This is a genomic window from Mycobacterium sp. 852002-51057_SCH5723018 (assembly GCF_001667035.1).
GTDB lineage: Bacteria > Actinomycetota > Actinomycetes > Mycobacteriales > Mycobacteriaceae > Mycobacterium.
In genome coordinates this window covers 89,803-113,600 of the sequence record NZ_LZIR01000127.1, presented here as the reverse complement: position 1 = coordinate 113,600, position 23,798 = coordinate 89,803, and the positions used below count along the sequence as shown (strand labels likewise).

Annotated in this window: 30 protein-coding genes and 1 pseudogene; 13 read left to right on the top strand and 18 right to left on the bottom strand. The window is 68.5% G+C overall.

Going from position 1 to position 23,798, the window contains the following annotated elements; translation table 11 throughout:
* Positions 1-28 precede the first annotated feature (28 nt).
* Together A5764_RS26325 and A5764_RS26320 are read left to right on the top strand one after the other, a co-directional pair.
* Positions 29-1,969: an NAD(P)/FAD-dependent oxidoreductase gene (locus A5764_RS26325; protein WP_067119561.1), complete on the top strand. Its 1,941-nt coding sequence runs from the start codon at positions 29-31 to the stop codon at positions 1,967-1,969.
* A gap of 6 nt (positions 1,970-1,975) precedes the next feature.
* Positions 1,976-3,001: an alcohol dehydrogenase catalytic domain-containing protein gene (locus A5764_RS26320; protein WP_067119559.1), complete on the top strand. Its 1,026-nt coding sequence runs from the start codon at positions 1,976-1,978 to the stop codon at positions 2,999-3,001.
* On the opposite strand, the gene A5764_RS26315 is transcribed toward A5764_RS26320, so the two are convergent.
* Genes A5764_RS26315 through dtd form a run of 3 tightly spaced genes read right to left on the bottom strand, consistent with a single transcriptional unit; the run spans position 2,998 to position 5,170 of the window.
* Complete coding sequence (locus A5764_RS26315) at positions 2,998-3,783, bottom strand: HAD-IB family hydrolase (RefSeq protein WP_067119782.1); 786 nt, start codon at positions 3,781-3,783, stop codon at positions 2,998-3,000. The genes A5764_RS26320 and A5764_RS26315 overlap by 4 nt on opposite strands.
* A 9-nt stretch (positions 3,784-3,792) precedes the next feature.
* Positions 3,793-4,710 (bottom strand): SAM-dependent methyltransferase, encoded by a 918-nt coding sequence (locus tag A5764_RS26310; protein WP_067119556.1) that lies wholly within the window; start codon positions 4,708-4,710, stop codon positions 3,793-3,795.
* Positions 4,711-4,738: 28 nt separating this feature from the next.
* Complete coding sequence (dtd, locus tag A5764_RS26305) at positions 4,739-5,170, bottom strand: D-aminoacyl-tRNA deacylase (RefSeq protein WP_067119553.1); 432 nt, start codon at positions 5,168-5,170, stop codon at positions 4,739-4,741.
* A gap of 52 nt (positions 5,171-5,222) precedes the next feature.
* Here dtd and A5764_RS26300 point away from each other — a divergent pair, with 52 nt between their 5' ends.
* Positions 5,223-5,528, top strand: coding sequence for an MTH1187 family thiamine-binding protein (locus A5764_RS26300; RefSeq protein WP_067119552.1), 306 nt, complete (start codon positions 5,223-5,225; stop codon positions 5,526-5,528).
* On the opposite strand, the gene A5764_RS26295 is transcribed toward A5764_RS26300, so the two are convergent.
* Positions 5,525-6,019 (bottom strand): macro domain-containing protein, encoded by a 495-nt coding sequence (locus A5764_RS26295; RefSeq protein WP_067119550.1) that lies wholly within the window; start codon positions 6,017-6,019, stop codon positions 5,525-5,527. The genes A5764_RS26300 and A5764_RS26295 overlap by 4 nt on opposite strands.
* Before the next feature lie 116 nt (positions 6,020-6,135).
* Between A5764_RS26295 and A5764_RS26290 the strand changes: the two genes are divergently transcribed.
* Together A5764_RS26290 and A5764_RS26285 are read left to right on the top strand one after the other, a co-directional pair.
* On the top strand, positions 6,136-6,402 hold the full coding sequence (locus tag A5764_RS26290; protein ID WP_156664897.1) for a hypothetical protein: 267 nt from the start codon (positions 6,136-6,138) through the stop codon (positions 6,400-6,402).
* A 4-nt stretch (positions 6,403-6,406) separates the two neighbouring features.
* A complete protein-coding gene (locus A5764_RS26285) occupies positions 6,407-7,687 on the top strand; it encodes a competence/damage-inducible protein A (protein ID WP_067119543.1) in 1,281 nt (426 codons plus the stop codon).
* Position 7,688: 1 nt separating this feature from the next.
* Here A5764_RS26285 and A5764_RS26280 read toward each other — a convergent pair whose 3' ends face one another.
* Complete coding sequence (locus tag A5764_RS26280; protein ID WP_231989827.1) at positions 7,689-9,026, bottom strand: MFS transporter; 1,338 nt, start codon at positions 9,024-9,026, stop codon at positions 7,689-7,691.
* Here A5764_RS26280 and A5764_RS26275 point away from each other — a divergent pair.
* The gene (locus A5764_RS26275; RefSeq protein WP_067119539.1) at positions 9,016-10,083 is read left to right on the top strand and encodes an amidohydrolase family protein; all 1,068 of its coding nucleotides are present in this window, start codon (positions 9,016-9,018) and stop codon (positions 10,081-10,083) included. The genes A5764_RS26280 and A5764_RS26275 overlap by 11 nt on opposite strands.
* A gap of 30 nt (positions 10,084-10,113) precedes the next feature.
* Positions 10,114-10,506: a phage holin family protein gene (locus A5764_RS26270; RefSeq protein WP_067119536.1), complete on the top strand. Its 393-nt coding sequence runs from the start codon at positions 10,114-10,116 to the stop codon at positions 10,504-10,506.
* A 14-nt stretch (positions 10,507-10,520) separates the two neighbouring features.
* On the opposite strand, the gene A5764_RS26265 is transcribed toward A5764_RS26270, so the two are convergent.
* The 6 genes from A5764_RS26265 to A5764_RS26240 all read right to left on the bottom strand — a co-directional run bounded on the left by A5764_RS26265 (position 10,521) and on the right by A5764_RS26240 (position 14,538).
* Positions 10,521-11,303: an enoyl-CoA hydratase/isomerase family protein gene (locus tag A5764_RS26265; RefSeq protein WP_067119533.1), complete on the bottom strand. Its 783-nt coding sequence runs from the start codon at positions 11,301-11,303 to the stop codon at positions 10,521-10,523.
* Positions 11,300-12,277, bottom strand: a complete 978-nt coding sequence (locus tag A5764_RS26260) for an FAD-dependent oxidoreductase (protein WP_067119776.1) — start codon at positions 12,275-12,277, stop codon at positions 11,300-11,302. The genes A5764_RS26265 and A5764_RS26260 overlap by 4 nt, the downstream gene beginning before the upstream one ends.
* A gap of 19 nt (positions 12,278-12,296) precedes the next feature.
* Entirely contained in the window at positions 12,297-12,752 is a 456-nt protein-coding gene (locus A5764_RS26255) for a hypothetical protein (RefSeq protein WP_067119530.1), read from the bottom strand.
* 138 nt (positions 12,753-12,890) lie between these two features.
* Positions 12,891-13,385, bottom strand: a complete 495-nt coding sequence (locus A5764_RS26250) for an SRPBCC family protein (RefSeq protein ID WP_067119527.1) — start codon at positions 13,383-13,385, stop codon at positions 12,891-12,893.
* Between the two features lie 18 nt (positions 13,386-13,403).
* Complete coding sequence (locus tag A5764_RS26245) at positions 13,404-14,027, bottom strand: nitroreductase family protein (RefSeq protein WP_067119524.1); 624 nt, start codon at positions 14,025-14,027, stop codon at positions 13,404-13,406.
* Between the two features lie 28 nt (positions 14,028-14,055).
* Positions 14,056-14,538 carry a carboxymuconolactone decarboxylase family protein gene (locus A5764_RS26240; RefSeq protein WP_067119773.1) on the bottom strand — a complete coding sequence of 161 codons (483 nt, stop codon included), beginning with the start codon at positions 14,536-14,538 and terminating at the stop codon, positions 14,056-14,058.
* A 200-nt stretch (positions 14,539-14,738) separates the two neighbouring features.
* Between A5764_RS26240 and A5764_RS26235 the strand changes: the two genes are divergently transcribed.
* From A5764_RS26235 to A5764_RS26225, 3 genes are read left to right on the top strand one after another with little or no spacing between them, the layout of a single operon-like run.
* Positions 14,739-15,428, top strand: coding sequence for a hypothetical protein (locus A5764_RS26235; RefSeq protein WP_231989832.1), 690 nt, complete (start codon positions 14,739-14,741; stop codon positions 15,426-15,428).
* A gap of 4 nt (positions 15,429-15,432) precedes the next feature.
* Positions 15,433-16,872 (top strand): class I adenylate-forming enzyme family protein, encoded by a 1,440-nt coding sequence (locus A5764_RS26230; protein ID WP_067119518.1) that lies wholly within the window; start codon positions 15,433-15,435, stop codon positions 16,870-16,872.
* 21 nt (positions 16,873-16,893) lie between these two features.
* Positions 16,894-17,607, top strand: coding sequence for a hypothetical protein (locus A5764_RS26225; RefSeq protein ID WP_067119515.1), 714 nt, complete (start codon positions 16,894-16,896; stop codon positions 17,605-17,607).
* Between the two features lie 96 nt (positions 17,608-17,703).
* On the opposite strand, the gene A5764_RS26220 is transcribed toward A5764_RS26225, so the two are convergent.
* Entirely contained in the window at positions 17,704-18,573 is an 870-nt protein-coding gene (locus tag A5764_RS26220) for an alpha/beta fold hydrolase (RefSeq protein ID WP_082951933.1), read from the bottom strand.
* Positions 18,574-18,658: 85 nt separating this feature from the next.
* On the opposite strand from A5764_RS26220, the gene A5764_RS26215 reads away from it, so the two are divergent.
* Together A5764_RS26215 and A5764_RS26210 are read left to right on the top strand one after the other, a co-directional pair.
* On the top strand, positions 18,659-18,994 hold the full coding sequence (locus tag A5764_RS26215) for a DUF962 domain-containing protein (RefSeq protein WP_067119507.1): 336 nt from the start codon (positions 18,659-18,661) through the stop codon (positions 18,992-18,994).
* Positions 18,991-19,539, top strand: coding sequence for a TetR/AcrR family transcriptional regulator (locus A5764_RS26210; protein ID WP_067119504.1), 549 nt, complete (start codon positions 18,991-18,993; stop codon positions 19,537-19,539). Before A5764_RS26215 ends, A5764_RS26210 begins: the two co-directional genes overlap by 4 nt.
* Positions 19,540-19,634: 95 nt before the next feature.
* Here A5764_RS26210 and A5764_RS26205 read toward each other — a convergent pair whose 3' ends face one another.
* From A5764_RS26205 to A5764_RS26185, 5 genes and pseudogenes are all read right to left on the bottom strand, one after another.
* Positions 19,635-20,243 (bottom strand): YbhB/YbcL family Raf kinase inhibitor-like protein, encoded by a 609-nt coding sequence (locus A5764_RS26205; RefSeq protein WP_067119501.1) that lies wholly within the window; start codon positions 20,241-20,243, stop codon positions 19,635-19,637.
* 39 nt (positions 20,244-20,282) lie between these two features.
* A complete protein-coding gene (locus A5764_RS26200) occupies positions 20,283-20,726 on the bottom strand; it encodes an SRPBCC family protein (RefSeq protein ID WP_067119498.1) in 444 nt (147 codons plus the stop codon).
* A gap of 34 nt (positions 20,727-20,760) precedes the next feature.
* Positions 20,761-21,764: pseudogene (locus tag A5764_RS26195) on the bottom strand (zinc-binding dehydrogenase).
* Between the two features lie 18 nt (positions 21,765-21,782).
* Complete coding sequence (locus A5764_RS26190) at positions 21,783-22,205, bottom strand: SRPBCC domain-containing protein (RefSeq protein ID WP_067119495.1); 423 nt, start codon at positions 22,203-22,205, stop codon at positions 21,783-21,785.
* A complete protein-coding gene (locus A5764_RS26185) occupies positions 22,202-22,516 on the bottom strand; it encodes a helix-turn-helix transcriptional regulator (RefSeq protein ID WP_156664896.1) in 315 nt (104 codons plus the stop codon). The genes A5764_RS26190 and A5764_RS26185 overlap by 4 nt, the downstream gene beginning before the upstream one ends.
* Before the next feature lie 89 nt (positions 22,517-22,605).
* On the opposite strand from A5764_RS26185, the gene A5764_RS26180 reads away from it, so the two are divergent.
* Entirely contained in the window at positions 22,606-23,325 is a 720-nt protein-coding gene (locus tag A5764_RS26180; protein WP_067119492.1) for an MBL fold metallo-hydrolase, read from the top strand.
* On the opposite strand, the gene A5764_RS26175 is transcribed toward A5764_RS26180, so the two are convergent.
* On the bottom strand, positions 23,322-23,684 hold the full coding sequence (locus tag A5764_RS26175) for a hypothetical protein (RefSeq protein WP_231989831.1): 363 nt from the start codon (positions 23,682-23,684) through the stop codon (positions 23,322-23,324). The genes A5764_RS26180 and A5764_RS26175 overlap by 4 nt on opposite strands.
* Positions 23,685-23,798: the final 114 nt, after the last annotated feature.

The window sequence follows — 23,798 nt, the reverse complement described above, 5'->3', positions numbered from 1 at the left end:
GGCACCGCTTACGGAAGGAATCGGCTTGATGCGCAGCCGTTACGCCGGCCGTCCCTTCACCATACCGACACCCGAGATAGCCGCCGCGCTCGAAGACGTCAGCATCCCCACGCTGCTGCTCTCGCTTGTCCACATCACCGGCGACCCGCGGTTCATTCGCGACTTCAAGCCGATGGGCATCTTCCTCAACGAGGTCCAGGGGTTCATGTCGGAGGAGGACAAGGCCCGAGCCCGCGCGGCGGCGCTACCGGTGCTCGCCGACTACCGCGACCGCGGCTGCCCGGAGCCCGAACCGCTGAGCCCGGAACTCATTCGGGAAATGATGGACTGGGCCGCCTGCGAGCACGTGCCCGACGACTACCTGCCGCTGATCCTGGAAGAGATGGACCTCCACGGCGTCGACCCGCGCCGGCCGGCCGCCGTCGCGCCGGAATCCGCCGCCGAGCTGCCGGTCGTCGTGATCGGCTGCGGCGAGTCCGGCATCCTGGCCGGGATCCGCCTCGAGCAGGCCAACATCCCGTTCACGATCGTCGAAAAGAACGCAGGACCCGGCGGGACATGGTGGGAGAACAGTTATCCCGGCGCCCGCGTCGACGTCGCCAACCATTTCTATTGCTACAGCTTCGAACCCAACAACGACTGGACTCACTTCTTCGCCGAGCAACACGAGCTGCAGGACTATTTCACCCAGGTGATGAACAAGCACGCCCTGGCCGAGCACATACGGTGGAACACCGAGGCCGTCTCGGCCGAATGGAACGATAACGACGGAGTCTGGAGCGTCTCGCTGCGCGGCGGCGACGGCCAGCCCAGCACGATCCGCGCCCGGGCCCTCATCACTGCGGTCGGTCAGCTGAACCGGCCGAACATCCCCCGGTTCGACGGCGCCGACACCTTCGACGGACCCACGTTTCACTCCGCGGCCTGGGACCACTCCGTCGGCCTGACCGGCAAGCGGGTCGCGCTCATCGGCGCCGGAGCCAGCGGCTTTCAGATCGCACCCGCGATCGCCGATCGAGTCGAGCGGCTCACCGTCTTTCAGCGGACCGCCCAGTGGATGTTCCCGAACGCGATGTACCACGACGAGGTCGGCGACGGCGTGCACTGGGCGATGCGTCACCTGCCCTTCTACGGAAGGTGGTACCGGTTCCTGGTCCTGTGGCCCGGCGCCGACAAGGGCCTGGACGCCGCGGAGGGCGATCCGAACTACACCGATCAGGATTACGCCGTCAGCGACATCAACGCCGCCGCGCGAATGATGTTCTCGCAGTGGATCACCAGCCAGGTCGGCGACGGCTCGAACTCCCAAGAGCTGTTGGCCAAGGTGTTGCCCGACTATCCCGCCACGGGCAAGCGGACGCTGCAGGACAACGGCAGCTGGCTGCAGACACTGCAACGCGACAATGTCGAGTTGGTGCGCACCCCGATCCAGAAGATCACCCCGCGCGGCGTGCTCACCGAAGACGGCAGCACTTACGATGCCGACGTCATCGTCTACGCCACCGGGTTCCGGCACACCGATGTGCTGTGGCCGCTGAAAGTGACCGGCCACAACGGGATTGACCTACACCAGATGTGGGGGAGCCGCCCCTACGCCTACCTCGGCATCACGGTGCCGGGATTCCCCAACTTCTTCATCGTCTACGGGCCCGGAACCCATCTCGCCCATGGCGGGAGCCTGATCTTCCAGTCCGAACTTCAGATGCGCTATATCGACCAGTGCCTCAGGCGGCTGGCCGAAGAGAAGCTGCATTCGATCGAACCGAAGGCCGAAGCCGCCACCGAGTGGCATCAGCGGACGCAAACCCAGATCAAGAAGATGGTGTGGTCGCACCCAGCGGTCACACACTCCTACTTCAAGAACGCCGACGGGGAGATCCACACCGTCAGCCCGTGGCGACTCAACCAATATTGGGCCGCGGTGCATGAGCCGGACTGGTCGCAATTCGTTGTCAGACAAAGGAAGTGACCGACCATGCGAACGGTAGTCCTCGACGGGCCGCGGAACATCGGCGTCGACACCCGGCCCGATCCGGCGCTTCCGGGTCCGGACGGAGCGATCGTCGCCGTCAGCGCCGCCGGGATCTGCGGATCGGACCTGCATTTCTACGAGGGCGACTATCCGCTCGTCGAGCCGATTACGATCGGGCACGAGGCGGTGGGCACCGTCGTCGAGGTCGGGCCCGAGGTGCGCACCGTCAAGGCCGGTGACCCGGTCATGGTGTCGTCGGTGACCGGCTGCGGCGCCTGCCCGGGATGCGCCACCCGCGACCCGGTCATGTGCTTCAACGGGTTTCAGATCTTCGGCGGCGGCGTGCTGCCCGGCGCGCAGGCCGATCTGCTCGCCGTGCCGGCGGCCGACTTCCAGCTGCTCAAGACGCCGGAGGGAATCGGCACCGAGCAGGCGCTGCTGCTCACCGACAACCTGGCCACCGGCTGGGCGGCGGCCCAGCGAGCCGACATCCCGTCCGGTGGGACGGTGGCGGTGATCGGCCTCGGAGCGGTCGGCCTGTGCGCCCTGCGCTGCGCGCTTTTCCAAGGCGCTGCAACAGTTTTGGCCGTCGACCGGGTCGACGGCCGGCTGAACCGTGCGGCCCAGTGGGGAGCGACGCCGATCAAGGCGCCGGCGGTGGAGGCGATCCTGGTCGCCACCGAAGGACGCGGCGCCGATTCGGTCATCGACGCGGTCGGCACGGACGCCTCGATGACCGACGCGCTCAATGCGGTACGTCCCGGCGGTACCGTCTCGGTGGTCGGCGTGCACGATATGAATCCGTTTCCGCTCAATGCCTTAGGCTGCCTGATTCGCAGCATCACGCTGCGCATGACCACGGCGCCGGTGCAACGCACCTGGCCGCAGTTGATCCCGCTGCTACAGTCCGGCCGGCTCGACGTCGACGGCATCTTCACCACGACCCTGCCCTTGGACGAAGCGGCCAAAGGCTACGCGACCGCGGGGTCGCGGTCGGGCGACGACGTGAAAGTCCTACTGACACCCTAGTTTCGGTCGCGGCGCACGTGGTGGGCAAGATAACGCAGCGCGCGTCCCGGGCCGCGCCGGCCCGAGGCGAGGCACATCACCGGCCACCCGTGCGCGGCGGCCGCCGCGGCGAGCCCCGAGCGCGGGTTCACCGGCCGCGGACACCCGACGAGCGACATCGACGCCGCATCCTCGTCGCCGTCGGCGTAGAAGTAACTGTGCTGCATCGCAACGCCATTGTCGGCGCAGAATCGTTGCACGGCGGCGGCCTTGGTCGCGCCCCACACAATAGGTTTGACGATTCCACCGGTCAGCCGCCCGTGCTCGTCGAGTTCGAACCGGTTGCACTGCACGTTCGAAATGCCCAAAAACCTTGCCACGGGAAGCGCCTGGATGGACAGCGCCGACGAACTCATCACGACGGTATGCCCGCGCGCCTGGTGCGCCGCGACGATCTCGTGCATATGTGAGTAGAGCCGCGAGGCGACGCGTTCCACAAACAGCCGCTCGCCCAGCGCATCCAGCTCGTCGAGCAATTCGCCGCGTAGGTAGCCCGCGGCGCGCACGATCAGGCGCTCGAACTGCAAGCGGCCGAGTCGATACCGCAGCGCGGCGTCGAACACCCCGAGCAGCTCACCGACACCCGCCTGGCGGCGCCGGATCCGGTCGCCGACGTGTACCGCCGCCGTGAAGCCGTCGACCAGCGTGCCGTCAAGGTCGAAGAAGGCGCCGATTCCCGGTCCGGCCTGGCTCACGCGGATCTCCGCGACGGCGTCGGCGGGCGAGAACTTCGTGAGCGCCATCATCGCGACTCACCCCGACCGGGTCGCCGCGATGTATTGCGAGTGCATGAAGGCGTCGATCTTGACGTCCACTTCGGGTGGGGTCATCCCGTAGCCGGTCTGCAGCTCGAGCGTGTTGCGGACGGGTTCGACGGTCCAGCCGTGCGCGGTCAGCGATTCCGCGGTGTCGGCTGTCGTTTCATACGTGAGCGCTGAGAAGTCGACGTTGCCCGACATGTTGACACCGGGGTGGTCCGCCTCCAGGTCGGCGAGCCGCTCGCGGTCCAGGCGGGTTCCCAGCGCGCCGATGGCAATTCGGCTCCTCGGCGCACTGAGTCCGCTGATGCGGGTGAACAGCGCGTTTTGGGCTTCGTCGGTGAGGTAGGGCAACACCCCTTCCACCGACCAGGCGCTGGGGCTTTCCACGTCGAAGCCGGCCGCTTCCAGTGCCCGCGACCAGTCGGTGCGCAAATCCGCGGCGACCTCGACGCGGCGGGCCTTCGGCTCGGCGCCATGCTCGTGCAGCACCCGCGACTTGAATTCCAACACCTTCGGCAGGTCGACTTCGAAAACCGTTGTGCTATTGGGCCACTCGAGCCGATAGGCGCGGGAGTCGAGGCCCGCGGCGACGATCACCGCCTGCCGTATGCCCGCGGCGCCGGCAGCGGCGAAGAAGTCGTCGAAGAATCGGGTCTGCACCCCGTACAGGCGGGGAAAGGCCGTCTCGTCCTCGGTGGTCCCCGGCTTGGCAAGCACATCCGCCAGATATCGGTCCTGCGACGCGACGATGAACAGCTTCGCGAATTCGTCGCGTACCAGCGGTTGCGGGCCGACGGCGTGCAGCGCCCGCCATCCCGCCACCAGTAGGGCGGTGTAGCCCACGCCGCTGACGATGTCCCATTGGTCGTCGTCGGAACGAAGCGAACCGAATTCCGGTGTAGTGCTCATGTAGAACCAAGGTACTGCGGCGGCACCGTCACAACTCCAGAATCACCGTCACGGGGCCGTCGTTCACCAACTCCACCTGCATGTGCGCCCCGAACACGCCCGTCTCGACGTCGGCGCCCAGCCCGCGCAGCGCCTCGGCGAACGCCGCAACCAGCGGCTCGGCGAGCGCACCCGGGGCGGCCGCGTTCCACGACGGGCGCCGGCCCTTCGCGGTGTCGGCGTACAGGGTGAACTGGCTGACCACCAGGATCGGCGCGTTCACGTCGGCCGCCGACCGCTCGTCGGCGAGAATGCGGAGATTCCAAAGCTTTTCGGCCAGCCGCCGCGCCTTCTCCACATCGTCGCTGTGGGTGACACCGACGAAAGCGAGCAGGCCGTGGCCCTGCGGCCGGATCGCGCCCACCACTTCGTCGTCGACCGTCACCGCCGCCGACGAGACCCGTTGCACCAGAATCCGCATGGCCCTCGATGCTGCCAGGCCGGTCCAGAAAAAGGTCACGTAGGCTCGTCAGGTGTCTGTTCTGGTGGCGTTTTCGGTGACCCCGCTCGGGGTGGGCGAGGGCGTCGGCGAGATCGTCGCCGACGCGGTGCGCGTGGTTCGGGAATCCGGCCTGGCCAACAAAACCGATTCGATGTTCACGGTGATCGAGGGCGACACCTGGGAAGAAGTGATGGCCGTGGTGCAGCGCGCCGTCGAGGCGGTAGCCGCTCGCGCGCCCAGGGTCAGCACGGTGATCAAGGCGGACTGGCGGGCGGGAGCCGCTGATGCGATGACGCAGAAGGTTGCTTCCGTCGAGCGTTACCTGTCCGACGGTTAGCCCTGCACCGCGTCGCGGAAAGCCCGCTCGGCCGCACCGCCGTGCACGGCGAACACCACCCTTTCCAGCGAACCCGCCCGGTGTCGGCGAACGGCGCCGACCATCAGCCGGGCGGCGTCTTCGAGCGGGAAGCCACCGACGCCTGTGCCGAACGCGACCAGCGCCAGCGAGCGGCACCCGAGGTCGTCGGCCTTGCGCAACGTAGAACTCGTCGCCCGCTCGATGATCTCGGCCGAGGTCGGGCCGCCCAGCTCCATCGTGGCGGCATGGATCACGAAGCGCGCGGGCATGTCGCCGGCCGTGGTCTCGACCGCCTCACCGAGCTCGATCGGCGCCTTGCCGGTCGACTCGCGCTGCACCGCGGGCCCGCCGGCGCGCGAGATCGCCGCCGCGACACCGCCGCCGTGTCGCAGTTGGGTGTTGGCCGCGTTGGCGATCGCGTCGACCTCGAGCTTGGTCACGTCGGCCTGCACGACCTCTAACTCGATCATCGGCCCATTGTCTCGCAGACGCGCGTAGGGTTTGTAGACCCTGAACTGAGGAAGTGGCATGGACCCTGACGGCATGACCGGTAACGAGACCCCTGGCGCCGGGGGGCAAGGTGGCGATGGCGGCAGAGGCGGTAGAGGTGGTGCCGGGGGAGCCGGCGGCGCCGGTGGCCGAGGCGGAGATGGGGGATCCGGCGGCGCCGGTGGTCGAGGCGGCGATGGCGGCATGGGCGGCGCGCCCGGCCGCCGCGGTCAGCCCGGCGACGGCGGCGAGGGCGGCGCCGGCGGGGCGCCAGGCCCCGGCGGCACCCCCGGCCAACCCGGGCAGCCCGGCCGACCCGGGCAGCCGGGTGCGTAGAGGCATTGGTCCGCTAGGCCGCCAGTAGGCTCATCCCGGTGAGCGCACGCGCAGGCATCGTTGTCACCGGAACCGAGGTCCTCACCGGACGAGTCCAAGACGCCAACGGCCCCTGGATCGCCGACCGCCTGCTGGAGCTCGGGGTGGAGCTAGCACACATCACCATTTGCGGTGACCGTCCGGCCGACATCGAGGCCCAGCTGCGGTTCCTCGCCGATCAGGGTGTTGACCTGATCGTCACCAGCGGCGGCCTGGGGCCCACGGCCGACGACATGACCGTCGAGGTGGTGGCGCGCTTCTGTGGCCGCGACTTGGTGTTGGATACGGAGGTCGAGGAAAAGATCGCCAATATCCTCAAAAAGCTTATGGCGCATTTCGATCGAGAAAACTTCGATGCGGTGCGCGCCGCCAACCGCAAGCAGGCCATGATTCCCGCCGGGGCGCAGGTGCTCGATCCGGTCGGCACCGCACCCGGTGTCGTCGTGCCGGGCAAGCCGACGGTGATCGTGCTTCCCGGCCCCCCGCGAGAGCTGCAGCCGATGTGGCAGCGTGCCATCGAAACGTCCGCGGCACAGCAGGCGATCGCGGGCCGAACGACCTACCTGCAGAAGACGATTCGGATGTTCGGGCTGCCGGAGTCGGGGCTGGCTGAAACATTGCGCGGCGCTGAGGCGTCCGTCCCCGGCTTCGAGTCGCTGGAGATCACCACCTGCTTGCGCCGGGGCGAAGTCGAAATGGTCACGCGCTACGAGCCGGACGCCGCGGACGTGTACGCACAGCTGACCCAGCTGCTGCGCGACCGGCACGCGCAGCAGATCTACTCCGAAGACGGCTCGCGGGTCGACGACCTGGTAGCGCAGTTGCTGGCCGGCCGCTGGATCGCGACGGCGGAATCCTGCACGGCGGGGCTGCTGGCGGCTCGGCTGACCGACCGTGCCGGCTCCTCGGATTATGTGGCCGGCGGCGTGGTGAGCTATTCCAACGAGGCCAAGGCGGACCTACTCGGCGTCGACCCGGCGCTGATCGAAAAGCATGGCGCTGTCTCGGAGCCGGTGGCCGAAGCGATGGCCGCCGGCGCTCTGGAACGCTTCGGCGCCGACACCGCCGTGGCGATCACGGGAATCGCCGGCCCGGGCGGCGGCACACCCGAAAAACCCGTCGGCACAGTGTGTTTCACCGTCAAGCTGGCCGAGGGCGGCACCGACACCCGGACGCTGCGGCTGCCCGGCAACCGGTCCGACGTCCGCGAGCGCTCGACAACGGTGGCGATGCACCTGCTGCGGCGCATGCTGGCCGACGAGAAATCGGCCTAGCTCACTTCACTTCGGTTGGCAGAAAAGCGCTTTCGGCGGTGCCGAAGCGGATTCCGGTGGCGTCCTTGCCGACAAACGTCAGGAACGCCACGGCGATCAACACCGGCACGATCGTCGCGGCCAACGCGAACGGATAGCCGTGCGTCTCGGCCAGGCGCTCCTGAATGGGCAAGTTGAACGCCGCCAACAGGTTTCCGAGCTGGTAGGTCACGCCCGGGTAGAGGCCGCGGATGGCGTCCGGCGACAGCTCGGTCAAGTGGGCCGGGATCACCCCCCACGCGCCCTGCACGCAGACCTGCATCAAGAACGCGCCGAGGCACAACATCGCCGCGGTGCGCGAGTAGGCGAACAGCGGCACGATCGGCAGCCCCAGCAGGGCACAGAACACTACGGTGTAGCGACGGCTGATCCGCTGCGACAACGTGCCGAAGAACAGCCCGCCCATGATGGCGCCGAGGTTGTAGACCACGGCGATCCACTTGACGGTCACGCTGGAGAGGCCCGCCCCGTGATTGGTGGTCGCGCCGAGGAACGTGGGGTAGACGTCCTGGGTCCCGTGGCTCATCCAGTTGAAGGCGGTCATCAGCAGCACCAGGTAGACGAACCGGCGGATGATCGTGCCGTCGCGCAGCACGTCACGAATCCTGGTGCTGGTGAGCCGCATTCGATCCTGGGCGGCCTCCCAAACCTCCGACTCCTCAACGCGATAGCGGATGATCAGGCTGATCAGGCCCGGGATGATGCTCAGGGCGAACAACCAGCGCCACGACAACCCGAGCCAATTCATCACCACCAGCGAGGCGAGGCTGGCCAGCAGGTAGCCGAGGGCGTATCCCTCCTGCAGCAGCCCTGAGAAAAAGCCGCGTCGCTCGACGGGAACCTTCTCCATGGCGAGCGCGGCGCCCAGCCCCCATTCGCCGCCCATGCCGATGCCGTACAGCACACGCAGGATCACCAGGATGGTGAAGTTGGGCGCGAACGCGCACAGGAAGCCGACCACGGAATAGAACATCACGTCGACCATCAGCGGGAGCCGCCGGCCGACGCGGTCGGCCCACAGCCCGAACAGCAGCGCCCCCACCGGACGCATGACCAGCGTCGCCGTGGTGATGAAGGCGACCTCGGCCTTGCTGTGGTGGAACGTCTTTGCGATGTCGGCGTAGACGAACACCACGATGAAGTAGTCGAAGGCGTCCATCGTCCAGCCCAACAACGCGGCAATGAAGGAGTTTCGCTGATCGGCGGTCAACTTCTTTCGAGGGCTTTGTGTGGTCACTTGAGCATCGTGCAGTACCCCGCGGCGAATCGCGAGAGTAAGTTCGGCGAACATGCGAATCATCGACGCCGACGGCCATGTTGCCGAGAACCCTTCGCTGGCGATCGAAGCGATCAAACGCTGGCCGCAATACGTCAAGCCCAGCACCGACGGGCGGATGCGGCTGACGTTCGAAGGCCGCAACTATCCCGAGGACGAGGGTCCGGGCGCGGGGTGCCCGCCCGAACACGGCATCAGCGAGGCGGCCGACATCAATTGCCGCTCGGCCGAAGGCGTCCTGGGCGACGCCGACCGCGACCACATCGACACGATGGTGCTGTATCCGAGCCTCGGGCTGTGCGCGCCCAGCCTCGAGGACCCGGAGTTCGCCGCGGGCTTCTCGCGGCTCTACAACCAATGGATCGCCGACTTCTGCGCCTCATCGGGTGGCCGGTTGCGCGGCGTCGCCGTCGTCCCGATCGAGCACGGCCGGGCGGCCATCGACATCTTGACCGAAGCCAAGGACCTCGGTCTGGTGGCGACGCTCGTCCCGCCGGCGCTCAAGACCCGCAACCTCGACCACCCGGACCTCGATCCGTTCTATGCGGCCGCCGTCGACCTCGACATGCCGCTCGGCATCCACGGCGCCCCCGGCATCCACCTGCCGAAGATCGGCGTCGACCGCTTCACCAACTACATCCAGGTGCACTGCATCAGCTTCCCGTTCGACCAGATGACGGCGATGACCGCGATGGTCTCCGGCGGCGTCTTCGAGCGCCACCCGCGGTTGCGCGTCGCCTTCCTCGAGGCGGGCGCGGGCTGGGTGCCGTTCTTCATCGACCGCCTGCACGAGCATTACGAGAAGCGGGGGGACTGGGTCGAGCGCGGCTGGCGCCGCGATCCGCACGAGTACCTGGCCGCGGGCAACATCTTTGTGACGTGCGAGCCCGAGGAACCGATCCTGCCCGGCGTGATCGACGTGCTGGGCGCCGACTTCATCATGTTCGCCAGCGACTACCCGCACTGGGACGGCGAATGGCCGGAGAGCACCAAGCATTTACGCACCCGCGCGGACATCAGCGACGAGGCCCGCGAAAAGATCGGCGCGCGCAACGCGCAGCGCTTCTACAACCTCAACTAAGCCGCTGCCGCGTGGCAGGATCTGTTGAGCATGGGCCCTTTTCTGCTCCGCGCCGCGCTGACCGGTCTTGCGATGTGGATCGTCACCCTCTTCATGCACGGGATGAGATTCGTCGGCGGCAACACCACGGTGCAGACGGTCGGCGTCATCTTCGTCGTCGCCGTGATCTTCGGTCTGGTCAACGCATTCATCAAGCCGATCGTCCAGATCTTGTCGATCCCGCTGTACATCCTGACCCTTGGCCTGATCCACGTCGTGATCAACGCGTTGATGTTGTGGATCACCGCGTGGATCACCGCCCACACGACTCACTGGGGGCTGCAGATCGACCACTTCTGGTGGACGGCGATCTGGGCCGCCATCGCGTTGTCCATCGTGAGCTGGGTGCTGTCGCTGGTAATTCGTGACGTGACGCGCGCCTGAGATCGCCAAAATCTTTAGCGGGCCTGCCACCGCGGCGGTCGCTTCTCGGCGAAGGCACGCGGTCCCTCCTTTGCGTCCTCGGTCTCGAAAACCCGGTCGCTGTGCCGAGTTTCGTTGTCGTACGCCGATTCCAGGTCGAGCGCCAAACCCTCGACGGCTGACTGCTTCGTCGCGAAGACGGCCAGCGGTGCGTTGGCCGCGATGCGCTCGGCGTAGTCGTAGGCGGCATCCAGCAACCGTTCCGCCGGCACCACCCGGTTGATCAGCCCCATGGCCAGGGCGCGCTCGGCGTCCACCATGTCGGCCGTCAGCAGCAGCTCCATCGCCAGGGCGTAGGGCATCTGACGCGGCAGCCGGACGGTGCTGCCGCCGCCGGCGAACAGGCCGCGCTTGGGTTCCATCACCGCGAAGCGCGCCTCGGGGACGGCGACGCGGATGTCGGTCGAGGTCAGCATCTCGAAGCCGCCCGCAACGCAGGTTCCGTTGACCGCCGCGACGATCGGCTTGTACACCGGGAAGCGATGTAGCACGGCGTGGATGGCGTCATCCTTGTTCCACCCGTGGGGCCTGGGCAGATCGCCCGTGAGTTCCGGGATGAACTTCTTCAGGTCGGCCCCGGTGCAGAAGTCCCGGCCGGCGCCGGTGATCACCGCGACCCAGGCGGCGGCGTCGTCGCGGAACCCCGCCCAGGCGCGGGCCAGATCGCGGAAGTGTTCCATGTCCAACGAGTTACGCGTCTCGGGGCGGTTGATCGTGATCGTGGCGATGTGGGCGTGCAGCTCGTAATCGATGCTCACCGCGCCTCCCGCTGGCTGACCAGGCGAGCCACGTCGCGCGCGCAGCCCCACGACAACGTCACGCCATTGCTGCTGTGCCCGTAGTTGTGAACGCAGCGCGCGCCCCCGAGTGGTTCGGCCTCCACCCGCACCGACGGACGGTCCGGACGCAGCCCGGTGATCACCTCGATCACCTCGGCCTCGCACAGCCGCGGCTCGATCCGGCGGCACCGCTGCAGGATGCGGTCGGTCACCTCAGGATCCGGCGTGGTGTCCCAGCGGTCGGGGATGCTGATCCCGCCGCACACCACGCGCTGGGGGTGCGGGAAGTAGCAGGTCCATTCCGGGCCGGTGTTCATCTCCAAGAACAGTTGCCGCAGACCGGGATTGGTGAGCACGACGTGCTGGCCGAACAACGGCCGCACCGTGTCGTCGCCGGCCAGCTCCCCGGCGGCGAGCCCGGCACAGTTCACGACGATCGGCGCGGCGCCGGCGGCCTCGGCCAGGGACCGCACCGGACGCTCCTCGATTTCGCAGCCCGCCGCGGCCAGCCGCCGCGTCAGGTAGCCGAGGTAGTGCGGCATGTCGATCATCGGCACGGTGGCCCAAAAGCCGGCGCCGGAACCCGCGGGGACGTCGGCGGGGCCGGCCGGCCGCAGGTCGGGGATCAGGTCGGCCGCGGGCGTCGTCGCCTCGGCGGTCAAGTCGCCGACGGCCAGCGCCGGCGCCATCCGCACTCCGGTATCGGGGTCGTCGGCCAGTTCGCGGAACACCCGCAGCGAGTACGCCGTCCAATCCAGCGTCGCGGCGGCGCGTTCGGCCGGTCGCGGCGGTGCCCATACCGCACCGGCCACCGCCGAGGTGGTCCGCCGGGGGATTGCGGCCGCCCACAGCCGCACCGGCCAGCCCGCTTCGGCCAGGCAGATTGCCGACGTCAACCCGCTGACGCCGGCTCCGATCACAACGACCGGTTGCGGGTCACCCGCGTTACGCACCAAAGGCAGCGAGCTCCCGTCAGGAGTGGGGCGGTTGCTGGCCGTTCTGGCCGCCGAGCAGGCCGTTGAGGATGCCGAGAGTGCCTTGCACACCCGCGGGCGGCGTACTGGCCGGTGGAGTGGCGTCGGGAGTCAGCTGCCAGGGCTGGCAGCCCGAGGTCTTGAACGACTTGTCTGCGGGATCGATCTGCACCACCTGAGGCTTTTTGCTCAGCGCGTTGTCGATGAGGTTGCCGTCGGGGTTGCCCAGCCGCTTCCAGTAGCAGGTGCCGTCGCCGACCGGCCCCGCCGAGCTGTAGATGCCCGGCGCGATGTCGGAGCCCACCGCGAACGTGCCGTCATGGTCGATGGACGTCTTCGGCCCGGGCGGCGGCGCCGGCTCCGGATCGGCGGCGGCAACACCCGTCGACGCGGCCCAACCCGCGAGCAGCAGACCCGCGGCGGCACTTCGCGCGGCGAGCAGCTTAAACCCCATGGAATAGCAGCGTACCGGGGCGAGCACCCTATTTCACATCGGTGTTACCGCGCACACCGAGGACCGGTAGGGTCCCTCGCCCGCCTGCACTCGGCATCTGACACGGTTGGCACGACGAAAGAGCGCGGCCCATAAGACCTACGTCAGTCGACGCACCTTGCCGGCGTAGCCCAGCGCATGCTCGTACGTCTTGAGGTTGTCGCGAGAAATTTTTGCGTGCACCGGACGTTCGAGGAAGAAGCGCAGCACGGGGTTGTAGGCGTGGTAGGTCTCGTGGAAGGTCAGCACGGTGCTGCCGTCGGGTTGTTCTTCGAGCTGGTGGTAGCCCTCGGCACGGGACCACAGCGGCGCGCCGACCGCCACGTACCGCGACAGCTTGTTGAGCTCCGCCTCGGTCACCGTCTCCCAGGACCGCGCCCTGCCACCGGTCAGCAGGTACTTGGGCACTTCGAAGATGCAGGTGCGGACCAGGCCCTCGCCGGCTTCGTTGCCTTCGTTGAGGATCTCCATGCTGCCGGTGGGCCACTCGAGGACCCGCGGCCGCGGCGCGTCCGGCGGGGCCGGCGGATGAAGCACCCGCCACACCTTCCTCGGCGGCGCGTCGACATGGAATCGCACGGTGTAGGACTGCATCAGCTTGCTCCAACCAGGCTATCCCCAGGTATCCCAATATGTGACGGTCTCCACGGGCGGCCGCGCGGCCGGCCGGAAGTCGGTGCCGATGGTGTAGGCGACAGGGAACAGCGCGGCCTGGGTGGCCGTGGGCGGAATGCCCAACAGCTCGGCAACCTCTTGCTCCTTGGCCAGATGCATCGTCGTCCACACCGATCCCAACCCCCGTGAGCGCAGGGCGAGCAGGAAGCTCCAGCCGGCCGGGATGATCGACGCCCACGCCGACGCGGCGGTCAGCAGGCTGGAATTGTCGATGCGGTTGTCCAGGCACGGGATGACATGCACCGGAACTCGGCCCAGCGTGTCGGTCAGGGCCAGCGCGCTGGCGTAGACGCGTTGGGTCTGCGGATCGGACGCGTCCTTGGCGGCGTAGGCAAGGTACTCGGCACCGACGCCGCGGTAGATTTCGGCGATCGCGGCGCGCTTGTCCGCGTCGGTGACGACCAGCCATCGCCAGTCCTGGGCGTTGCTGGCCGTGGGGGCCTGCATCGCGAGGCGGATACATTCGAGGATCACCTCGCGGCCGACCGGCCGGTTCAGGTCCAGGCGCTTGCGGACCGCGCGCGTGGTGGTCAGCAATTCATCGACCGAGGCGATGTCCATCGGATCCTTAACGTTGGTTGAAGCGCGGTCACACGTCGATCGCACAAGACTGGTCGACGCCCAGCACGGTCAACGACCGCCCGAGGCCTAGGAAGACCGCGACGCACAGCGTGAGATCGAGGATCTCCTCGTCGAAGAACGACCCGCGCATCCGGCCGAAGAAAGCGTCGTCCATCGACGCGTGGTCGGTCGCGAAGCGTTCCGCGAACTCGATGGCGAGGCGCTGGCGTGCCGTGTAGCCGGGGTAGCTGGCGTACGCGGCGACGTTGTCGTAGAGCTCGGGCGCGACCCCGGCGTCGAGAACCGACTGGGCGCGAAAACCCGAGCAGGCCACGCAGTCGTTGATCTGAGCGATTCGCATCCTGGCCAGTTCCCGCTCCTCGGCCGGCAGGATGCTCTGTTGATATGCGCCGCGGATCATCCGCTCGACCATGGCGCCGAGCTGGGGCCGCAGCGTCCAGATCATGGCGGCCTCGCCACCGGGGCCATCCGGCACACTCAGTCGGGCCATCAGCGAACTCCGCTCGGTGAACATCGTTACCGAGTCGAGCAAACCAGATTCTCAAGTCGGCTGTCTAGGTCGGTGCCCGCGCTCAATTTGGCATATGTAGACCCGGCGTAGACCCGAAAGGTTGGTCGCGTTACCGTCCCTTGATCGAGGGCGCTCATCGGGCGAGCGCCCCGTGTCGGGAGGTCTCTGACGTGCTGTTCATGCACGAGGTGCACAAGGTGCGCGGCCGCCGCGAAGACGACTTCGAGGCCGCGTTTCGGGAGGGCTGGATGCCCATGCTGGGAGCCGGGGAGGACGCCCGGCTGCTGTGGTACGCCGATCACGCGCAGGGCAGTGGCCCGTCCTACACCGTCGTCACCATCACCGCGGTCAAGGACGGAGCGGCATGGGAACGGCTCGCGCGGAGGATTCAGCAGGGAGATCTGCGGGACTGGATCCGCAGCCTGGACGACCTGCGCCACGAGGTCGATGCCAAGCTTTTGGTGCCGCTCCCGTGGTCGCCGATTCAGGAGGTGCCTTTCGACGCGGTGCCGACCGTCGCACGCGAGCACGAGCTGTGCCTCTTCATGGAGGACACCATGTGGCCCTATCCGGATAAGTTCGAGGAATACATCCACCGCTGCGGCGACGTCTATGCGCGCAGCCTCGAGCGGCCGTCGTCCATGCTGACCATCCAGGCGGCGTTCCAGCCCGCGCTGGGCAGCCATCTGCGCCGGGAGGTCATCTTGATGCAGCGCATTCAACGGCCGGAGCAACTGCTCGAGTTGCTCCGCACCCACATTCCCCCCCAACACCGCGCCCCGGGAACGTGGATGCACGACGCCCTGGACCTGCGTGACCAGTGGACCAGCCGGCTGCTGCGCACGTCGGCGTGGTCACCCCTGTACTAGAGCCATGAACACCGGGACGATCATCGACGCCGCCGCCGCCGGCGATCCGGCCCGGGTCGCGCTGATCATCGATGGGCGCTCCGTCACTTATGGCGAGCTGGCCGCGACGGTGCGGCGGTGCTCCGCGCGCCTGGCCGCCCACGGCGTGATCGCGGGGCAGCGCGTCGCGGTCGTCGACAACGGAAGCCTGCTGTCGATCGCAACACTGCTCGCGGCGGCACGCGTCGGCGCCGCGGCCGCGCTGATGAATCCCGCGCTGACGCCGCCGGAGTTGCACGGGCTGTTGCGAAGTGCCGGCTGCGCCGACGTGGCCGTCGCGGGGGAGCCGTACGTCGATCGGCTCCGCGCCGCGGGCGCGCCCACGGTGCTCACGGTGTCCGACCTCGCGGGCGATGACGCGGTGTCACCGCCGCCGGCCTCTGACGCCGACCGCGAAGCCCTGGTGCTGTTCACCAGCGGCACGACCGGACTTCCGAAGGCCATCGGGATCACCGGGCGACAGCTCGCGAGGCGGATCAAGGGAATGGCCACTCCGTTCCGGGCGGATGCAAAGCCCTCGGTGGGGATGATGTGCGTCCCGTTCTTCCACGTCGGCGGCGCGCTGGGGACGCTGGGGGGTTTGTATTCGGGGAACACCTCGGTGGTGCAGCCACGGTTCGACGCCGGCGAGTGGTTGCGGCTGGTGTCGCAACATCGGGTCAGCACCACGTTCATGGTGCCGACGATGCTGCAGCGCATCCTCGACCATCCCGACCTCCCCGACACCGATCTGACGTCTTTGGTCGCGATCGCCTACGGGGCCGCCGCCGCGCCGATCACGTTGGTGCGCAGGGCAATGGCCGCCCTTCCCCATGTGGCGTTCGCCAACGTGTTCGGCCAGACCGAGACGCTCGGGGCGTATACGACCCTGCTGCCCGGCGATCACCTGGATCCGGCCCGCGCCGGCTCCGTCGGCCGGCCACTGCCGGGCGTCGAGGTGCGAGTGGTGGACCCCGCGACGGGCAACGACGTCGCGCCCGGAACCGTCGGCGAGTTGTGGGTGAACACCACCCAAAACGTCACCGAAGGCTGGCTGCACACCGGCGATCTCGCCCGCCGAGACGCCGACGGCTACATCTTTCCGTACGGCCGGCTCAGCGACACCATCAACCGCGGGGGAGAGAAGTTCGGGCCGGTCGAGGTTGAGGAGGCGCTGCGCTCGCATCCGGCGGTCAGCGACGTCGCAGTCACCGGGGTCGCCGACGACGAGCTCGGCCAGCGCGTGGGGGCGGCCGTAGTCGCTTGCGCCCCAGTGACTCTCGAGCAGCTGCGGGCGCACTGCCGCGAGTTGATCGCCTATTTCAAGCTGCCCGAGCGGCTGGCGATCGTCGAGAACATCCCCTACAACGCGACCGGCAAGGTCAACCGCCGCGAGCTCGCCGCGCTGATCTTGGATGAGACCTGAGCGGCAAACCAGGGAGGGCCGATGCTGTTTCTTCACGAGACCCACAAGGTGGTGGGCGCGCGGCAGGACGAATTCGAAGCCGCCTACCGCGAAGGCTGGATGCCGATGCTGGCAACCGAAGACAACGCTCGCCTGCTCTGGTACACCAACCACGCCCACGGCACCGGGGTCTCCTACAACGTCGTCACCATCACCGGCATCACCGACGGCGCGGCGTGGGAGAGCATGGTTCGACGCGCGCAGACGGGCGACCTCCGGCCGTGGATGCGCGAGCTGGACGACCTGCGCCACGAAGTCACGGGCAAGCTGTTGCTGCCCGTCGCCTGGTCACCGCTGCAGACCGTCGACCTGGCGAGCGTGCCGACCCGCGGTGAGACGCACCCGTTGACGATGTTCATGGAAGACACCGGCTGGCCCGACGCGCCGCTGGACGACTACATCCAGTCCTGGCACGACATCTACTACCGGCCGCTGTCCCAGGCGCCCGCCCGGATGCGCATCCTCGACATCCAGGCGTGCTTCCAGGTCGCGCACGGTAGCGCCCGCCGACGAGAAGCCATGTTGTGGCAGAAGATTGACGACTCGAACAACTATGCCGCGCTGGTCCATCTGCTGACCAAGGAGGTCCCGGCGGAGCACCGCGCGCCCGGCAGCTACATGTTCGAGGCGCTGAAGTATCGCGATCAGTGGGAGAGCCGCCTGCTGCGCACGTCGGATTGGTCACCCCTGTACTGAGCTCGGCGCCTCCGCCCGGTTCAGGATCCGGGTGGCATCGGCGACCATGCCGGCGCCGGCGGCCGTGGCGAGCGCGGCACGGATGTGACTGTGCGCTCAGGGCTTTCGGTGTGCGCCCAGGGCGGGGTCGGCCGGCGTGTCGCCACCGCGAATGCACACCCCGCGGCCCGTCGGGGCCACCGACTCCAAGAACGGCTCTGCCGCGGCGAGAAAGCCGGCCGGATCCGACGAGAAGACGACGTGCCCGGTATCGAGGAGTTCGAGCCGCGAGCCGCGAAGGGCGCCATGGGTGGCGCGCCCCGCGCGCAGCGGTATGGCGATGTCCTTCGTGCCCCAGACGATGAGCGTGGGCGCAGTCAGGTCGGCGGCGCGGCCGCGCAGATCGTGCCCGGGCGTGGCGAAGCTTCGCCACAGTCCCGTTCCGACGCGGACGCCTTCGGGCGTCTTCGCCATCGCGGTGGCGCGTTGGCTGAGTCGACGGTCGCTGTCGGTCTGGGCCTTCATGTAGCCGCGGACGAACAGGGGAGCGACCCGGCGAAACACCGCCGGCGTCCCGAGCACCCGACAAAACGTGCGGACCAACGGATTTAGCGGTACGAAGCCGCCCGCGTTGACCAGGACCAGGCCCGCGACCGATTCGGGACGGTTGATCGCCAGCCGCGCGGCGGCGAATCCGCCGACCGAGTTTCCGATGAACACCGCGCGCGACACACCCAGGCCGTCGACGACGTCTTCGAGCACGTCGGCCAGCAGCGGCGCGCTTGGCTCCAGCGTGGCATCGAAGGGATCCGATTCGCCGTGTCCGGGCCAGTCCACCGCGATGGTGCGGTAGCGCCGGGCCAGCGCATCGACGATCGGGTCGAAGTCGTGTCGGTCATGCAGCGTCGCGTGCAGCAGCAAAACCGTTGGCCCAGTTCCTTGTTCGCTGTAGGCGACCCGGCCCGCCCGGGTGTGGATGGTCGGCATGGGCAATTCCTCTCGCGCGTTGACCGACTGGTCGGTCAAACTGTACGCTACAACGATAGGAACGCCCTGACAAGGAGGAATCGGGATGCAACAAGCCCCGCCGCCCGAGGCGCCGTTCGCGGACAAGATGGCCTACTACCGAACCCAACACACGTCGACGGGGGTGCGGGCTGCTCATCTCGTCGGCACGCCGATCATCGCGGCCGGCCTGCCGTTGCTGTTCGCCAAACCGAAGATCGGCGCCACCATGTTCGTCGGCGGATGGGCCATGCAGATCATCGGCCACCGGCTGTTCGAGAAGAACCTCCCGTCCACGCACAAGGGCTGGATCACGTATCAACTGACCGGCGTGATCCACGTCTGCGAGCAGTACGGGGAGATGCTGGCGCGACGCGCCAAGCGCAGGGCGGGGTCGGGGTGAGACCGCCCGAACCCGGTCGCAACGCGCTGCTGGACGCCGGGCAGCGACTGCTTGGAACCGCCGACCTGGCCAGGATTTCTGTCAACGCGATCGTCGCCGAGGCGGGGATGGCGAAAGGTAGCTTCTACCAACACTGGCCCAGCCGCGCCGAATACGTGCGCGCCCTGCACGCCCGATTCCACGACGAGCTGCAGGACTCGATCGCTACGGCCACGGCCGACCTGGCGCCCGGGGCCGACCGGCTGGCGGCCGGGATGGATGCGTACCTTGATGGCTGCCTCGCCGAGCCCGCCACCAAGGCGCTGCTGGTCCAATCGCGCACCGAGGCCGGACTGAGCGACCTGGTCGCCGCCCGCAACGAGAGCGCGGCCGCATCGGTGCTGCCCGACCTGGTCGCCCTCGGCTGGGCGCCACCGGAACCGATCGCCGCGCTACTGGTCGCGGCGGTCGCCGAGATCGCCCTGATCGAGCTTGCCGCCGGCAAGCGCGACAAACGGTTGCGCCGCGGCTTGATTCGGCTCGCCACCCGAACACCTGAGGGTTAGGGAGAGGCCGCCGGGCGCGTCGAGCCTGCGCACAGATCGCTGTTGAGGCGCCGGCCCGCGCGCTGGGCGCAGTCTCGCCGCAACAAGCCGCCGCGTCAGCCTTCGAGTGTCCCGGTGAACTGCGCCTGCGCCGAGGCGGCTCGCGCCATCGCCTGTGCCGCCTGCGCACCGACGAGTCCCGGCGACAACTGGAAGGTGGCGGGAAGCTGATAGAGGCTGAACCGGTAGTGGTGTGCGCCGGTGCCCGCCGGCGGGCAGGGCCCGCTGTACCCGGCCTGGCCGGCCGAGTTCGGCAGGCTGCTTCCCCCCGCGGGGGTCTGACCATCCGCGGTGTTCCCGGGTCCCGGCGGGATGCCGACCACGATCCAGTGGACGTAGGGGCCGCGCGGGGCGTCGGAGTCGTCGACGACGAGCGCCGCCCCCGACGGCGACGACCACGTCAGCGGTGGCGCCACGCCGGCCCCCTTGCAGGTGTACTGCGCCGGGATCGGAGCCCCGTCGGGGAAGGCCGGGCTGCTGATCATCAGCGGCCCGCCGGCAGGCGCCGCCGGGACGGTCCGGCCCAGGGTCGTCACCTTCGGCGTCAGGGGAGTCGTCATGTGGGTGCCCCGCTGTCCGCCGCAGCCGGGCAGCGCGGCGAGGAGCGCCAGCCCGCCGACGACCGATGCGATTCGGTGAAATGTGCCCACCCGTCTCGATGCCATACGGAAAGTGTCGCTCGCGAACCGCGGGCGCGGAAGCGACTACTTGTCGCGCTTGACTTCGAGCACGCGCTTGCGCAGGCCGTCGGTCGCCGTTTCCATCAGCCCCTTCGCCCCCCTTTTGACCAGGAATCCCGGGATGGGCACGGAGGGGTCGACGGTGAGCTCGAAGTGGACGCGGGTGGAGTCGCCCTCGGGGGTCAGTGTGTAGCGGCCCTGTTGCGCGCGTTGCTGTTTGGCGCTCACCAGTGTCCAGCCGACGCCGTCGTCGTGCACGGAATAGTCCAGCACCTGCTCATCGGTGACGCCCACGATCTTGACCGCCTGCCGCGATTTGCTGGGGCGGCCCTGCTCGTCCCGCTCCAGGATTTCGATCTTTTTGTGAAACGAGGACCACTCGGTCAGCGACTCGAGGTCGAACAGTACGTCCATGATCTCGTCGGGTGTCGCCTCGATGACGACTTCGCGGGAGTCGGTGATAGCCATGGGGGATACATAGCCAATGCGGCGATGCTGAAACTCAAGGCACCAAAACGACCTTGCCGACGTTCTCCCGGGCCGCCAGCATGCGGTGCGCCCGCGGCGCTTCGGCGAACGGCACCGCCGCGTGGACGACGGGAGCGATCGTCCCGTCGTCGAGCGCCTTGGCGAGCGGGGTGATCCAGGGTTCGAGCGTGCCGCGGTCGTCCCACAGGCGCAGCATGTTCAGGCCGATCACGGCCTTGGACTCCGAGAGTTGGTCGATCAGGTTGAACCCGCGCAGCATCGCCACGGCGTGCGGCGCGGCCGCGCGCAGCGAGCGCTTCTCGCCGTGCTGTAGGTTCGAAATCCCGTATGCCACAAGCCTTCCGCCGGGGCGCAGCAGGGCATAGGACCGGCGCAGCGACGTGCCGCCCAGCGCGTCGAGCACCAGATCGTAGGGGTCGAGGCCCTTCCACCAGCCGTCGCGGCGATAGTCGATCGCCCGGTCCACCCCCAGCTCCGCCAGCTTCTGATGCTTTGCCGGCGACGCCGTGCCGTGCACTTCGGCCCCGGCGGCCTTGGCGAACTGGACGGCCGCGATGCCGACGCCGCCGGCGGCGGCATGCACCAGCACCCGCTCGCCGGCGCGTAGCGATCCGTAACCGTGCAGCGCCGCCCACGCGGTGGCGTAGTTGACGGGCACGGCCGCACCCTGCTCGAAGCTCAACGCGTCGGGGAGCGCGACGGAATCGTCGGCCGCGACGTTGACGACTTCGGCGTAGCCGCCGAATCTCGTTCCGGCCAGCACTCGTTCGCCGATGCGGTTGGGATCGACACCATCCCCGACGGCATCTACCGTCCCGGCGACCTCGTAGCCGACCACCGCCGGAAGTTTCGGCGCATCCGGATACATGCCCACCCGGGCGAGGTGGTCGGCGAAATTCACCCCGCGGCGCGCACCGTGACGCGCAGCTGGCCCGGGCCGGGCGGCGGTGGGTCGGGCCGCTGCTCGACCCGCAGCACCGAGGGGTCCCCGTGCTTGGTTATGACGACTGCGCGCATAGTGCGCCCTCCTGGAGCTCAGGCCTGCGGGGCGATGTCGGCCAGGCGGGGGAGGATGGCGCCGCGCCAGCCGGTGCCCATGCGCTCGAACGCGTCGGCCATCCTTTTGTCATCCAGGTCAAAGCCGCTGTGCTCCAAGAATACTCGGGTCCCGGCACCCTCGGGCTCCAGGCGCCAGGTGAGCGTCCAGGCCGGGGTGAAGGTGTAGACGAAGCGGCGCGGCGGATCGACCTCGAGCACCTTGCAGGCCTGCTTGCCGTAGCCCGGCATGTCCAGGGTGAACTGGTGACCGACCACCGCCGCCACCTCACCCTCGGCCCACCACAGCCGCATCAGCTCCGGTTCGGTCAGCAGCCGCCACACCTTATCCGGTGGTGCCGCCACGAACTGGTCCACCCGGATGGTGGCGGGAGATTTGCCGGCCAGGTCTGCTCGGGTCATGCCAGCTCCTCTGCTGCCTCGGCGAGCCCGGCCAGCCGCGCACGCCAGAACTTCTCGAACGGATGCAGCCACGAGCCCAGCTCCGCCAGCGGCTCTGCGGTCAGGCGGTAGATGCGCCGGCGGCCTTGCGGCTCGTCGGCCACGAGCCCGGCGTCACGCAGCACTTTGAGGTGCTCGGCGACGGCCGGGCGGCTGAGCTCGAACCGGTCGCTGAGTTCTCCCGCGGAAAGCGGCCGCCCGGCGAGGATCTCCAGCAGTTCCCGCCGCACCGGATTCGCCAGGGCGAGAAAGACGCGATCGGCGGTGGCCACGCCGGCAATATATGTCGGAACTTCCCGACATGTCAACTTTGTCCGACATGTGCTGACACCGTCGGACCGCGGCGGCTACCTTCCTCCTTGTGCATTTCGCCTGGGAGCGGCCGGCCGCCGGCGTGCATCGCTGCCGGCTGCCGTTCTGCGACGTCACGATCGGGCTGGTGCACGGCCGCACGGGAACGCTGCTCGTCGACACCGGAACGACGCTCGTCGAGGCGGCGGCGATCGACGCCGACGTGCGCCGGATCGCCGGCGGGCCGGTCACGCATGTTGTGTTGACGCACAAGCACTTTGACCACGTCCTGGGCTCCTCGGCGTTCGCCGATGCGGTGGTGTTCTGCGCGCCCGAGGTGGTCGACTACCTGTCGACGGCCACCGACGAGCTCCGCCGCGACGCGCTGGGCCACGGCGCGGACGCCGCGCAGATCGACCAGGCGATCGCCGCCCTGCGCCCTCCGCCACACGGGATCAACGACGCCGTCGTCGACCTCGGCGGCCGCACCGTTGCCATCGAGCACCCGGGCCGCGGCCACACCGCGTCGGACCTGGTGGTGTCGGCGCCCGGGATGGGGGATGACTGCCGGGTCGTGGTGTTCACCGGTGACCTCGTGGAGGAGTCCGGCGACCCCGCGATCGACGGCGATTCCGATGTGGCGGCCTGGCCGGTGACGCTGGATCGGGTGCTCGAAATCGGTGGTGCCGACGGCATTTACGTGCCGGGTCACGGGAAGGTTGTCGACGCGGGATTCGTGCGCCGGCAGCGGGACTGGTTGGGCCGCCGCGCCGGCCTCGAGTTCCGCTAGGCGCGAGCCGGGGCGCAGGCGGCGACGAGGGCATCCGGGTCGGTGACGCTGACCCACAGCGACCGCAGGGGCACCGAGATTCCCGAGAATTTCGCCCGGGCCGGTGGCTCTATCGTCAACGCCACCAAGCCCTTCCCCGACCCATTGACCAGCCAGCGCCCGCGCGCGTGGTGTACGCCCCGGGATAACACGCGCGCGTCCGTCCTCGCGGCGGTGGCGATCGACGCCAAGGGAATGTCGGCTTCGAACGCCCAGCCCATCTTGACGCGCAGCGTTCCCGCCTCCACCCGCACCTCGCTGCGCTCGGGTCCCAGCCCGAGGGGAACCGCCAGGGGGAGATACCAGCGCTCGAAGCGCATTTCGGTCTCCACGGCGGTGACGCTACTCTTCGCCGCTGTTTCTCGTGACTGATTGCCGGCGCGCGGCGCTGAGGCCGTATGGCAACAGTTTTGCCCCGGGAACGTAACCCCTGA

Coding starts and splice junctions, on each gene's coding strand:
- A5764_RS26295 (WP_067119550.1), bottom strand. CDS start 6,019: ATGATCGAGTTAGAGGTCGTGCAGGCCGACGTGACCAAGCTCGAGGTC.
- A5764_RS26215 (WP_067119507.1), top strand. CDS start 18,659: ATGCAACAAGCCCCGCCGCCCGAGGCGCCGTTCGCGGACAAGATGGCC.
- A5764_RS26290 (WP_156664897.1), top strand. CDS start 6,136: ATGGCGGCAGAGGCGGTAGAGGTGGTGCCGGGGGAGCCGGCGGCGCCG.
- A5764_RS26280 (WP_231989827.1), bottom strand. CDS start 9,026: ATGATTCGCATGTTCGCCGAACTTACTCTCGCGATTCGCCGCGGGGTA.
- A5764_RS26275 (WP_067119539.1), top strand. CDS start 9,016: ATGCGAATCATCGACGCCGACGGCCATGTTGCCGAGAACCCTTCGCTG.
- A5764_RS26315 (WP_067119782.1), bottom strand. CDS start 3,783: ATGGCGCTCACGAAGTTCTCGCCCGCCGACGCCGTCGCGGAGATCCGC.
- A5764_RS26230 (WP_067119518.1), top strand. CDS start 15,433: ATGAACACCGGGACGATCATCGACGCCGCCGCCGCCGGCGATCCGGCC.
- A5764_RS26255 (WP_067119530.1), bottom strand. CDS start 12,752: ATGGGGTTTAAGCTGCTCGCCGCGCGAAGTGCCGCCGCGGGTCTGCTG.
- A5764_RS26320 (WP_067119559.1), top strand. CDS start 1,976: ATGCGAACGGTAGTCCTCGACGGGCCGCGGAACATCGGCGTCGACACC.
- A5764_RS26250 (WP_067119527.1), bottom strand. CDS start 13,385: ATGCAGTCCTACACCGTGCGATTCCATGTCGACGCGCCGCCGAGGAAG.
- A5764_RS26225 (WP_067119515.1), top strand. CDS start 16,894: ATGCTGTTTCTTCACGAGACCCACAAGGTGGTGGGCGCGCGGCAGGAC.
- A5764_RS26245 (WP_067119524.1), bottom strand. CDS start 14,027: ATGGACATCGCCTCGGTCGATGAATTGCTGACCACCACGCGCGCGGTC.
- A5764_RS26240 (WP_067119773.1), bottom strand. CDS start 14,538: ATGGCCCGACTGAGTGTGCCGGATGGCCCCGGTGGCGAGGCCGCCATG.
- dtd (WP_067119553.1), bottom strand. CDS start 5,170: ATGCGGATTCTGGTGCAACGGGTCTCGTCGGCGGCGGTGACGGTCGAC.
- A5764_RS26235 (WP_231989832.1), top strand. CDS start 14,739: ATGCACGAGGTGCACAAGGTGCGCGGCCGCCGCGAAGACGACTTCGAG.
- A5764_RS26205 (WP_067119501.1), bottom strand. CDS start 20,243: ATGGCATCGAGACGGGTGGGCACATTTCACCGAATCGCATCGGTCGTC.
- A5764_RS26190 (WP_067119495.1), bottom strand. CDS start 22,205: ATGACCCGAGCAGACCTGGCCGGCAAATCTCCCGCCACCATCCGGGTG.
- A5764_RS26310 (WP_067119556.1), bottom strand. CDS start 4,710: ATGAGCACTACACCGGAATTCGGTTCGCTTCGTTCCGACGACGACCAA.
- A5764_RS26220 (WP_082951933.1), bottom strand. CDS start 18,573: ATGCCGACCATCCACACCCGGGCGGGCCGGGTCGCCTACAGCGAACAA.
- A5764_RS26325 (WP_067119561.1), top strand. CDS start 29: ATGCGCAGCCGTTACGCCGGCCGTCCCTTCACCATACCGACACCCGAG.
- A5764_RS26270 (WP_067119536.1), top strand. CDS start 10,114: ATGGGCCCTTTTCTGCTCCGCGCCGCGCTGACCGGTCTTGCGATGTGG.
- A5764_RS26175 (WP_231989831.1), bottom strand. CDS start 23,684: ATGCGCTTCGAGCGCTGGTATCTCCCCCTGGCGGTTCCCCTCGGGCTG.
- A5764_RS26200 (WP_067119498.1), bottom strand. CDS start 20,726: ATGGCTATCACCGACTCCCGCGAAGTCGTCATCGAGGCGACACCCGAC.